Raw genomic sequence first — 11,693 nt, 5'->3', positions numbered from 1 at the left:
GCCCGTAGGGTCCGCTGTGCGGACCAGCGACCTCCCGTCCAGCAAAGTGGCCGGATAGATGATCAAGGCCCCCCGGATTACCCGCCGGGTGTATCGCCGAACGCCGATAACGCACTGCTTTGAACTGACTTAAGGTTCGCGTCCAGACAAACGAGCGCGAGTGCGCTTACCCAGGTACGCCCGTACTCACGTACTCACGTACTCACGTACTCACGTACTATTCTCTTCCCGCCACCGCCCGCCGCAAGACCCCGAGCAAGGCCGACACGGCGGCGTGCTTCATCTTCCAGGCCGCCTTGTTGACGACCAAGCGGGAACTGATGTCGGCGATGTGCTCCAGGGGAACCAGGCCATTGGCCTTGAGCGTATTGCCGCTCTCCACGAGGTCGACGATCAGATCGGCCAGGCCCACCAGGGGCGCCAATTCCATGGAGCCGTAGAGCTTGATGATCTCCACCTGCAGGCCCTTGGCGGCGTAATAGCGCTCGGCGCTTCTTACATACTTGGTGGCGATGCGCAGGCGCCCGGAGCGCGGCGTCGAGGGCTGCGGCGGGCCGGCCACCATGAGGCGGCAGCAGGCAATCCGCAGATCGAGCGGCTCATAGAGCCCCTCGCCCCCATGCTCCAGCAACACGTCCTTGCCCGCCACGCCCAGGTCGGCCGCACCGTATTCGCAATAGGTGGGTACATCGCTGGCGCGGATGATGACCAGTTTGACCTGTGGGTTGCTGGTCTCAAGGATCAGCTTGCGGCTGGTTTCGGGGTCTTCCAGCGGGTGAATTCCGGCCTGGGCCAGCAGCGGCAAGGTCTGATCGAAGATCCGCCCCTTGGACAGGGCGATGGTCAGGGGTGCGTCCAGTGCCAGGGGCGCGACCGGCTGGCTCTGAGCGGCGGCAGGCGTGCTCATGATGCGCCCGCGTCCGCGCCCCCGGCGGTACGGCGAATGGCGGCACCGAGCCCGGCGAGCTTGGCCTCGATGTTGTCGTAGCCGCGATCCAGGTGGTAGATGCGATCCACCAGGGTCTCACCCTCGGCCGCGAGCCCCGCCAACACCAGGCCGGCGGAGGCGCGCAGATCCGTCGCCATCACGGGGGCGGCGGTCAGACGCGGGACCCCCCGGCAAATCGCCAGGTGGCCGTCGATGCGGATATCGGCGCCCATCCGCTGGAGTTCCGGCACATGCATGAAGCGGTTCTCGAACACCGTCTCGGCCACCACCCCCACCCCGTCGGCGATGCTGTTCAGGGCGCAGAACTGCGCCTGCATGTCGGTGGGGAAGGCGGGGTGGGGGGCGGTGTGGATGTCCACCGCCCGGGGCCGTTGGCCGCGCATGTCCACCTCGATCCAGTCGGGTCCGGTCGCGACCTGGGCGCCGCACTCTTTGAGCTTCTGGAGCACCGCCTCCAGGCAATCCGGGCGGGTCTGCAGGACCCGCACTCGGCCGCCGGTGATGGCGGCGGCGACCAGGAAGGTCCCGGTCTCGATGCGGTCCGGCATGACGGCGAACTCGGCCCCGCCCAGCCGATCGACGCCCTGGATCTGGATGCGGTCAGTGCCGGCACCCTCGATACGGGCGCCCAAGGCGCTGAGGAAGTCCGCCAGGTCCGCCACCTCGGGCTCGCGGGCGGCGTTCTCGATCAGCGTCTCGCCCCGGGCCAGGACGGCGGCCATCAGGAGGTTTTCGGTGCCGGTGACGGTAACCGTCTCCAACATCAGCCGGGCACCATGGAGCCGATCAGCACGGGCACGGATGTAACCGCCCTCGACCGTGATCTCGGCGCCCATCGCCTTGAGTCCGTCGATATGCAGATTGACCGGCCGGGCGCCGATGGCGCAGCCGCCGGGCAGGGACACGTCCGCCTGACCGTAGCGGGCGACCAGTGGCCCGAGCACCAAAATCGAGGCGCGCATCGTCTTCACCAACTCATAGGGGGCGGCGAAGCTGGTAAGCCGGCGCGGTTCTGCCCGCACCACCCCGTCCGCGTCCTGCGTCAGGTGGGCGCCCAGGCGCCGGAGCAGCTCCAGCGTGGTGCGGATGTCGCGCAGGCGCGGCACATTGGTCAGCGTCACCGGCCCCTCGGCGAGCAGGGTAGCGGCCAGGATCGGCAGCGCGGCGTTCTTGGCGCCGGACGCGCGCACCTCCCCGTGCAACGGGGTGCCGCCGGTGATGAGTAGTTTATCCATCAGAACCTCGGAAGAAAGTACGGGAGTATGTTAGGAACGGTTCACCAGTAAGCTAAACAATTCCATTGGGGGACTGCCTATAGCGCCATGTTCGTTGTCGTTGTCGTTGTCGTTGTCGTAATCGAGGTTATCGTAACCCCCGGATTCTCTCGCACCCCAAAGCGCATTGCCTCTCCGAGTACGATTACGACAACGACAACGACAACGACAACGACAACGACAACTAACGTACTTCTTCTACTGGCAGCAGTGCCGCGAGGTTGGAAAAGGCGGCAATGCGCAGCAGTGACTCGGGCAGATGCAGATAGCTCAGCGTGATCCGGCGGGAGCGGGCGATATCCAGCCACTCCAGCAGCAGGGCCAGGCCGGCGCTGTTGGCGGCGCTCACGCCGCCCAGATCGATCCGCAGCGCACCGGGGCGCCGCAGCAGCGCCTCGCCCGCCGCCACCAGCGGGCCCACGGTGTCGAAGTCCAGCGGCCCTTCGACCCGCACGCAGCCCTCGCCGGTCGCGATCAGGCGCGTCTTCAACCCTGGCCCTTGCGGTTCATCTCGCCGAGCTTGGTGATCAGCCCGTCGATGCCCTTCGCGCGGATCTCCGTGGCGAAACTGCTGCGGTAATTGCTGACCAGGCTCGCGTTGTTGACGATCACGTCGTAGACCTTCCAGCCCGCGCCGTTATCGTACATGCGGTAGTCGATCGGCACCGGCGTCGCACCGGCCGCCCGCACCTCGGTGGAGACGGTGACCGTGTTGTCCCGGGTGCCCGGCCGCACCGGCAGATAACGGATCTCCTGGCCGGAGTAATTGAGCAGCGAGCGCGCATAGGTACGCACCAGCACCTGCTTGAACCCGTCCGTCAGGGCCTTCTGCTGGGCCGGGGTGGCCGCGCGCCACTGCGGGCCCAGGGCGCCCTGGGTGATCTTCTGGAAATCGAAGTGGGGCGCCAGGATCTCATCGACCATGCCGAAGATGATGGCCGGGTTCTTGTTCACCTCGGCGCGGCGCGCCTCCAGGGTGCTCAGCATCTTCTCGGCGGTACGCTTCACCAGCGCCGTGGCGTCGTCCGGCGACGCCGGCACGGCCGCCCCCCACAGCAGTGGGCACAGGGTCACGAGTAACAGTAAGTCACGTCGCGTCATCATTTGCCGCCCTCCTCTGCCTTCTTGAATAGAAATTGACCGATCAACTGTTCCAGGATCAGGGCCGACTGGGTCTGGGTGATCTCGTCCCCGTCGCGCAGATAGTCCTGACTCCCGCCGGGTTGCAGGCCGACATACTGCTCGCCGAGCAGCCCGGCCGTGAAGATGTTCGCAAAGGTGTCGGTCGGAATGCTGTCCACCCCCTTGTCGATACGCATGACGACCACCGCCTCGTAGGTGTTCTTGTCCAGACGCACCTCCTCTACCCGCCCGACCCGCACCCCCGCCATGCTGACCGGGGCCCGCGCCTTGAGGCTGCCCGCGTTGGTGAAGCGCGCGCTCACCCGATAGCCGTCGGCGGCGGCATTGGCGCTCAGATTGCTGACCTGCATGGCCAGAAAGAACAGGGCGATGAACCCCACCGCCATGAAGGCGCCGACCCAGACCTCGATCGTGTGCTGCTTGGCCATGACTCCAGTTCCCAGAACATCAATTACCGAACATCAATTACCGAACATCAGGGCCGTCAGGACGAAATCGATCGCCAGCACCGCCAGGGCCGAATGGACCACCGCCCGGGTGGTGGCCCGGCTCACGCCCTCGGAGGTGGGGGTTGCATCATACCCTTGGAACAGGCTGATCCAGGCGACCACCAGGCCGAACACCAGGCTTTTGATCACGCCGTTGACGAGATCCTCACGGAAGTCGATCTTGGCCTGCATCTGACCGAAAAAGGCGCCGTCATCGACCCCGAGGAGTCCGACCCCGACGAAATAACCGCCAAGCACCCCCACCGCGCTGAACAGGGCGGCCAGGAGCGGCATCGAGATCAGGCCGCCGTAGAAACGCGGGGTCAGGATGCGATGCACCGGGTCCACCGCCATCATCTCCAGCCCCGACAGTTGTTCCGTCGCCTTCATCAGCCCGATCTCGGCGGTCAGGGCCGAGCCGGCCCGCCCGGCCACCAGGAGCGCCGTGACCACCGGGCCCAGTTCACGCACCAGGGAGGCGGCGACCATCACCCCCAGGCTCTCCTTGGCCCCGAATTGAGACAGGACATAAAAGCCCTGCAACCCCAGCACCATGCCGACGAAGAAGCCGGACACCGCCACGATCAGCACGGACAGGACCCCGACGTTGTAGACCTGGGCAAGCAGCAGGCGCGGGCGCCGCAGCAACTGTGCGGAACCCGCCAGGATGCCCACGAGGAGCAGGCTCGCCCGCCCCAGCCCGGCCAGGGCCTTAAGCCCCCGTTGCCCAAGCCGGGCCAGTGGGTTCAGGAGCCCGTCCGCCAGCGCGCGGGCGCGCCGGCCCATCTAGCCCAACCCCCGGGTCAGCAGGTCGGCCGCCAGGGCGGGCGCCGGATAGTGGAAGTGGACCGGCCCGTCCGCCAGCCCGTCCATGAACTGGCGCACCCAGGCCGAGCGCTCCGCGGCGATCATGGCCGGCGTCCCTTGGGCCATCACCCGGCCGCCGGCGATGATATAGATGAAGTCGGCGATGCTCGCGGTCTCCCGCACGTCATGGGAAACCACGATGCTGGTCATGCGACTCGCGTCGTTGAGCTGGCGGATCAGGGTCACCAGCACGCCCATGGAAATCGGGTCCTGGCCGGTGAAGGGCTCGTCATAGAGAATCATCATCGGGTCCAGGGCGATCGCGCGGGCCAGGGCTACGCGCCGGGCCATCCCGCCCGACAGCTCGCTTGGCATCAGGTCGCGGGCGCCGCGCAGACCCACCGCCTCCAGCTTCAGCAGGACCAGCTTACGGAGGATCGCCGGCTTCAGGTCCGTGTGCTCACGCAACGGATAGGCCACATTGTCGAAGACGTTGAGATCCGTGAGCAAGGCACCGCTCTGAAACAGCATCCCCATGCGGCGGCGCAGTTGGTAGAGCGCCGCGCGCCCCAGCGCCTGGACCGGCTCCCCGTCGACCTCGATGGACCCCGCGTCCGGCCGCAACTGACCGCTGATGAGCTTCAGCAGGGTGGTCTTGCCGGTGCCGCTCGGGCCCATCACGGCGGTCACGGCACCGCGTGGAATGTCGAGGTCGACCCGGTCGAAGATCACCCGCGACCCGTGGGAGAAGCTCAGGCCCCGAATCCGCACCAGGCAGTCGTCCCCGTTCGACACCGGGTTCACGGCGACCCCCGGCGCCACGCGGGCGCAGGGGGATTTGGTCGACGACCCGGCCGCGCCCAGGCTCCCGTCGCCGATCAGGATTCCGCCCGGGGTGCTGTCGGGGGGATGGTCGTTATGTCCCCGTCCCATGGTGACCGGTCCGCCTGTTGCTGAGTTCGTAAAGAAAACGGGCAATTATCCAGACCTTAGCTGGGGCCGTCAAGCGACACCAAACATCAGGCATAGCGCGAAACCGACCTAACCCACTGGTCCTGCTCAAGCCTTGCCTGGCGTGGGATTGGGGAAAGCGCTTCGGAAAGACAGTGCTGTCGCTGGAAATATTTTTCGATCCGCGTCATTTCGATGGCACCATCTGCGACGCCGTCAGTTCGACGATGTGCAACACCAGATGTGGGCGGTCGTCGATCCTCACAATCCCCCGAGGCCATCGGGTAACAAAGCGGGACCTTCATCGCGATGAGGTCCCATGATGTCTTCGTCGCGACGATCCGAGACCGATACACACCCGACCAGTGCGGCACCCAAACGCATTGATGTAACTCAGGTCTTGATGTGCAGCACCCCGTCGGCGCCCATGTGCTCAGCAAGAAACGCGAAGCGGGCTCGGTCATAGGGAAGAACCTGGCAGGACGGATCACGCTCCTTCCCACGGAACATGGTCACCTTATCCCGATTGCGCGTCTGTTCGGTCGTGTCGCCGAACTCGTGACACGCTGCCAGATAGACGGCCTGGGTTAAACAGGTAATAGACCGGAGCCGCGGTTGCCCTTGGTCATCCATCACCTTGTGGAATCGAATCAGGAGCTGGTCTACGTGGGTACCCAACTGTGGGTTAGGCGCATCTTCCTTGTAGCGGCGCAACAACATGACGCTGAAGATGTTGGTCAGCACCTGTTTTTCTAGGGCCAAACGGATGGTCTCGTCCGGTTCCTCTTCGGTCTGTAATCGGTTAGCCAGTTGTAACAGACGTTCCTGGCATCCTTCCAGGGACGGTATCTCAGGGGGCAGTGGCTCATGCAAAAAGACGCGGTAATGGTGGTACGTGAGGTCGAGTGCGACCCACTCCGCGGCCAGTCGCAGGTCCGGCTTGCCTGCGCAACGCCGCTCGGCATCCTGGAGATAGTGCCGCACCTGAACCAGGTCGGCGGCCTTACGGGAGCCGTGTCGCAGGGCGATCGCCAGCAGGTAGGCGGCCGCCACCCCGCGGATGGGTTTGTCCGGATTCCGGTCAGCCTGTCCGGTCTGCCGGTCGGTGATTTCCAGTGCGAGGCCCGCGAGGAGGGCGGTCGTGGACCAACGGCCAGCGACGGCAAACCCCAAGGCATGAACGAGGAAGGCGGTATAGCCGCTAGGGTCCTCTTTGCGCAATTCAGAGAGTGCCGGATGGTCGCCTGTTGGCGGTTCCCGTGTGAGGGTGCGGACAAGAAAGTCCGCGTATTGCTTAGCCTTCGGAAAAGGCGGAAAGCGCAGGGCAGGGACGCCGCGCGCGGGCAGATCACGGGTCTCGGCTTCGGCCGCCGCGGTGGACCAAAACCCTGCATCCACCACCATCAGACCGACTTCCAGGCGCGCCTTCCACGAGCGCTGTTCCAGGGTCTTCCTCAGGTCCTGCTCATTGACACCGGCAATCTCCTGACCCAGCCGAGTCGCCAAGTCATGGTCAGGAACCAGGTTCGCGTCCAGTGCCGCGAGCCTGACAAACTCACCCCACTCACGGCGTAGCCGATCGACCCAATCGGCTTGATCGCGCGAAAAAGTCTCGGCCAAGGCCGCGCCCTCCGCGGGACTCGCGCGAATAACCAAACGACGAAGGCCTGCGAGGTATGCCGGTGCAAGCGGCTCAAAACGAGCAAACAGGATGTCCAGCCAATCGACCAATCCCAAGCGCAACGGGTCCGACTGGGCACCCGCCCCCCTCCCGGAAAGTAAGTCCGGAGCGGCGAGAAAAACCCGGGGATCGCGGACAAATAGATCCGCGAACCGAACACCCGGAACGAAGTCATGGTCGCGGGCGGCCTTGTACAAAGCATGGTCCCCCGAAATGAGTATCAGACGCCGACTCGGCCCAATCCTTCTGTTAGTCCATTCCAGCCGAGCAAGAACCTCTGCATCGTGATCGAAGGGATTATCTCTTGTTTCCTTGCTCTTGTGCTTAGCCAGTCTCAGCTTCCATTCATTGATAAGCCCGTTTAACGTATCGCGATCCTCTTGATATAAATCATCATACAATACGGGCAACACCGGTCCGTCGGGCTTTTCGACATAGCGTTCGTAATGCAGGATACGTACGTCACGCAACAGCCGAGTTATCCGCCTGAGTTCGCAGAACGGTCCTCCCCCAACGTCCGCATTGTATAATAACTGAACCAACGTGCCAGCCTCGCTCTCGATTCCCTGCACCAGAGCGTCCATATCACGCTCTGATCCGTATCTCGCACGTAACCTCTCCAGAACCGCCACTTCAGCACTAGCCTTCGCGGTGAAGGCCGACACCCCGCAGTCTATCGTCCTCACAAAGTCCTCAACCTCCCGGTGATGAGGTGGGATCAGTAGCAATGGGTCGCGGCCAGAGAGACGGTAGAAGATGAACTGGGCCAGCACCCAAGCCAGGACCTGTACATCATTGCCGATGTTATCGTCGAAGACGTGGGCATACTTCGCTTTATTCTTGGGGTTGGCGAATAAATTGACCACGTCGTTATCCACAGCGTAGACGATGCGGCCCCCTTCCTCTTCAAATTGCCGATCCACTCGCCAACGTTCCAGCGTCAACCGCAAGAGTGCGGCCGACTTCAGGGTGAGGAAGGCACTCAAGTGACCCGCGTGGTCGATCGACGTCGCCATAAGCTTCTACCTCCTAGTGCTGACGGAAATCGGGCGCGGCGACTGCAGGAGCGACACCAGTTCATCCAGCGCTTGCGGTTCTTCCTTCGCACAAAAAAACCCCCACATATTTCCAGATGAATTAACCGATACCTCCGTGCGGAACAAAAACTCCGGTCCACCGCGCTCAGGCAAGCCCACTGTCGATACCTGCCCGCCGCTTTTTGGCTTGGCCAACCGATTGAGGTAACGAGAGCAGACTTGGTCAAGACGGCGATCAGAATCGGAGCGCACCGTAGGGCGGACCACTTGAACGCCCAGGGGCGACTCCCCGCCCAACCGGGCGATCCAGAAATCGTCATATATCCGATTCGGCTCAAACTCCCCGCCATCGGCCCGGGGCAAAAGACGCAAAGACGGACTGACGCCTGTGAAAAGGGCATTTATCAACCAATTGTCCAACCGCCAAGGTTCGCGCTTATCATCCAGAGAGTAAGCCAACCGGTAGAGGTGCCCGGCGATCAGGTCCAAAGGCACATACCAAGCGAAACGCCGGGCCGTGAGTTCGGCACCGGATGTCCCGACAGCCGCGTGGAGGACCTCGAAATGGCCGCGTAGGAACGCCAGATGCTCAGGAAACCGCGCAGGCTCCGCACGGCACAGTCCGACAAAGACCAGAGGGGCATAGTCGGACGCGAAGGGCGGGGAGCCGACCAGATGCCGCAGCGTATCGGCGACGCCCGTGCCCGGCGCCATCCCGGCGACAATGCCGAGCATGAAGGCGAAGAGATCGGCAGTCTCGGGGCGATCTGGTCGACCGAAGGGGCCGGTTCCAATCTGGGTCAGGGCCGCGTCGAGGACCTCCGTGGCCTTGATACGTCCCGCGAAATGGAACAGTTCCTTCATCAGACCCAGGTTTGCCGCACGGAAATTCAGGTCCTGGACGGCCAAAGCCAGTCCCGCGCGCAGTTGCCCTTGCGCCGTGCCGGACAGGAGTTCGTGGACCACCCGTAGTTCCAGCGTCGGGTCCTGTTCCCTTCCGACGCAGGCGTTCAGCGGTGCGAAGGCCTGGCTTATCCCCTTGGGATGCCTGTAATCCCGAAATCCCCGGGTAAGCCAATCCCGAAAGGCCCTGGCGTCGTAGCCCTCCAGGAGCGCCACGTCCTCAATGCGCGTTTTCATATCAGTTTCATCAATCGATCAATCAAAGCATCGCGATCTTCGCCGGGGTGCAGGCACTCGGCAAAGGCACCGTGGTCATCGGCTAGCGTGTCGCCGCGGTCAGTCGGTACCGCGCCGAGCGGGCGCAAGTTGAGCATCCCCGCGTCTTTGAGCATCAGCGGCGCCATCACCCGCTCCGGCGAGCCATCGATATTGACATCCCTCGCGGCGAGAAGGTGGAGGGCGACTGTCATTCCCCAGCCGGGTCCGCAGCGGCCGGGCGAGGCATCCGGGCGATGCCGAAAACGCGCGTGCGTCCCGGCATCGGCAAAGGTCGGTCTGGCGCCGCGGTGACCGGCAGTCGTCCCTGCCGGGAGTTGCATTTCGACGAGAATGTCTCCCGTGCCGAAATGGATCAGCCCGAGAACATCGCGTGCATCCTCCGCCAGGCCCGGCGACATCGGTCGACCCTCGAATAGCTGTCGAGTTGGCGTAACCCAGAACAGCGGCCGCGGACCGCCGCCAAACCGCGCGTTATCAAGGAAGGCATCCGGATGACCGGACAGGTCCGTGATCGCGTCGCCCAGAGCCGGATCCCCTGGGTCCGGGTGGGCGAGGGCGACCCCATGCCCCCGTTTCACCACCGACGAGTCAAGGAAATAAGTGTCGAGGGTCCCGAACTCCAAGACTGTGCTGACTGGCGCGTCCTGGCATGGACCATTCAAGGGGGTCGGGCAGGCGAGCAGGAGGTTTGGTGAACCCGCCGGGCCAGGAACCTGTAGGGCGCTGTCGGCAAACCGCTGCACCAATTCCGCGACCGTTTGCGCCGGCCGGGCGCAATGTGTGGCCAGGCAGTCGTCAAGCAGCTTGGCGACCGTAGCGGGTCCGATCGAAGCATCCAACAGGGCATCTATGATATTGCACAGCAAGACCCTGCCCTCGGGGCCGCTGCACAGCAGTTCAAGCATCGCCCGCACATTCCCCTCCTTTCAGCCGCAGTGCCCGTCACTGCGCTAACTATCGCCCAAATGGGACACACTCGCAAGTGTCGCGCCGTGGGCGAGGATTTCACGCGGTTCTTGGTGTATGGTTGCGGCGGGCCTAAGATGGCGCCGACCGACCACCCCGTCGCCCGAGAATTGTCGATGACCGAACCACGCCGACTCGGCGCCCGCAAGCAGGATCTGGCCCCCGGCCAGGAGGCCCGCATCCGTGACCTGGGGCGGGCGGTCATCGAGACTGAGGCCGCCGCGGTGGGCGCCTTGAGTGAGCGCATCGCGGCGCCCTTCGTCGAGGCGTGCCGCTATCTGCTCGCCTGCGAGGGGCGCATCGTGGTGATGGGCATGGGCAAGTCCGGGCACATCGGCGGCAAGATCGCCGCCACCCTGGCCAGCACCGGCAGTCCCGCCTTCTTCATCCACCCCGGGGAGGCGAGCCACGGGGATTTGGGGATGATCACCCCGCGCGACACGGTCCTGGCGCTGTCGAACTCAGGAGAAACCGCGGAGTTGCTGACTATACTGCCGACCATCAAGCGCCTGGGTGTACCCCTGATCACCCTGACCGGGCGCCCCGACTCGACCCTGGCCCGGGAGGCCGACGTGAACCTGGACGTGAGCGTCACCCGCGAGGCCTGCCCGCTCGGTCTGGCGCCGACCTCCAGCACCACGGCGACCCTGGCCATGGGCGACGCCCTGGCGGTCGCCTTGCTGGAGAGCCGGGGTTTCACCGCCCTGGATTTCGCTCGCTCGCACCCCGCCGGCACCCTGGGGCGGCGCCTCCTGCTGCATGTGGGAGACATCATGCACCGCGGGGACCGGATGCCGCGGGTCGCCCTGGGGAGCACGCTCATGGCGGCCCTGGAGGAGATGTCGCATAAGGGGCTGGGGATGACCGCGGTCGTCGATGAGGTGGGTATCCTGGTCGGCGTCTTCACCGACGGCGACCTGCGCCGCGCCCTCGACCACGGCCTCGATGTCCACCACACGCTCATCGACACGGTGATGACCCGCGGCGGTATCACCGCCGCCGCTTCGTCCCTGGCCGCCGCCGCCTTGGGGCTGATGGAGTCCCGCTCGATCAACGGACTCCTGGTCATCGACGACGAGGGCCGCCCGATCGGTGCCCTGAACATGCACGACCTGCTGCGGGCGGGGGTGGTGTAGAGGCCAGGGGTGCGATCAGAACTGATGTGGTGGCCGAGATCCCGGGTACGCTGTCGTTGTCGTTGTCGTTGTCGTTGTC

At 64.6% G+C, this 11,693-nt stretch carries 11 protein-coding genes; 1 reads left to right on the top strand and 10 read right to left on the bottom strand.

Going from position 1 to position 11,693, the window contains the following annotated elements:
- Positions 1–217: 217 nt before the first annotated feature.
- The 10 genes from hisG to QZY48_RS14690 all read right to left on the bottom strand — a co-directional run bounded on the left by hisG (position 218) and on the right by QZY48_RS14690 (position 10,417).
- Positions 218–865: an ATP phosphoribosyltransferase gene (gene hisG, locus QZY48_RS14735; protein ID WP_295432042.1), complete on the bottom strand. Its 648-nt coding sequence runs from the start codon at positions 863–865 to the stop codon at positions 218–220.
- 38 nt (positions 866–903) lie between these two features.
- On the bottom strand, positions 904–2,184 hold the full coding sequence (gene murA / locus QZY48_RS14730) for a UDP-N-acetylglucosamine 1-carboxyvinyltransferase (RefSeq protein ID WP_295432039.1): 1,281 nt from the start codon (positions 2,182–2,184) through the stop codon (positions 904–906).
- Positions 2,185–2,407: 223 nt separating this feature from the next.
- Positions 2,408–2,713, bottom strand: a complete 306-nt coding sequence (locus tag QZY48_RS14725; RefSeq protein WP_295432036.1) for an STAS domain-containing protein — start codon at positions 2,711–2,713, stop codon at positions 2,408–2,410.
- Positions 2,710–3,327: a phospholipid-binding protein MlaC gene (locus QZY48_RS14720; protein ID WP_295432033.1), complete on the bottom strand. Its 618-nt coding sequence runs from the start codon at positions 3,325–3,327 to the stop codon at positions 2,710–2,712. The genes QZY48_RS14725 and QZY48_RS14720 overlap by 4 nt, the downstream gene beginning before the upstream one ends.
- Positions 3,324–3,794 (bottom strand): outer membrane lipid asymmetry maintenance protein MlaD, encoded by a 471-nt coding sequence (gene mlaD / locus QZY48_RS14715; RefSeq protein ID WP_295432032.1) that lies wholly within the window; start codon positions 3,792–3,794, stop codon positions 3,324–3,326. The genes QZY48_RS14720 and mlaD overlap by 4 nt, the downstream gene beginning before the upstream one ends.
- Before the next feature lie 33 nt (positions 3,795–3,827).
- Complete coding sequence (gene mlaE / locus QZY48_RS14710; RefSeq protein ID WP_295432029.1) at positions 3,828–4,640, bottom strand: lipid asymmetry maintenance ABC transporter permease subunit MlaE; 813 nt, start codon at positions 4,638–4,640, stop codon at positions 3,828–3,830.
- Complete coding sequence (locus tag QZY48_RS14705) at positions 4,641–5,594, bottom strand: ATP-binding cassette domain-containing protein (protein WP_295432027.1); 954 nt, start codon at positions 5,592–5,594, stop codon at positions 4,641–4,643.
- 411 nt (positions 5,595–6,005) lie between these two features.
- Complete coding sequence (locus QZY48_RS14700; RefSeq protein WP_295432024.1) at positions 6,006–8,309, bottom strand: hypothetical protein; 2,304 nt, start codon at positions 8,307–8,309, stop codon at positions 6,006–6,008.
- A 6-nt stretch (positions 8,310–8,315) separates the two neighbouring features.
- Positions 8,316–9,470, bottom strand: coding sequence for a hypothetical protein (locus QZY48_RS14695; RefSeq protein WP_295432022.1), 1,155 nt, complete (start codon positions 9,468–9,470; stop codon positions 8,316–8,318).
- Positions 9,467–10,417, bottom strand: coding sequence for a hypothetical protein (locus tag QZY48_RS14690; protein WP_295432020.1), 951 nt, complete (start codon positions 10,415–10,417; stop codon positions 9,467–9,469). The genes QZY48_RS14695 and QZY48_RS14690 overlap by 4 nt, the downstream gene beginning before the upstream one ends.
- A 177-nt stretch (positions 10,418–10,594) precedes the next feature.
- Here QZY48_RS14690 and QZY48_RS14685 point away from each other — a divergent pair, with 177 nt between their 5' ends.
- Positions 10,595–11,614 carry a KpsF/GutQ family sugar-phosphate isomerase gene (locus QZY48_RS14685; protein ID WP_295432017.1) on the top strand — a complete coding sequence of 340 codons (1,020 nt, stop codon included), beginning with the start codon at positions 10,595–10,597 and terminating at the stop codon, positions 11,612–11,614.
- The last annotated feature ends 79 nt before the right edge of the window (positions 11,615–11,693 follow it).

Origin of the sequence: uncultured Thiodictyon sp. (assembly GCF_903828115.1) — a bacterium.
Taxonomy (GTDB): Bacteria; Pseudomonadota; Gammaproteobacteria; order Chromatiales; family Chromatiaceae; genus Thiodictyon.
This window is presented reverse-complemented; position numbering and strand designations above follow the sequence as displayed.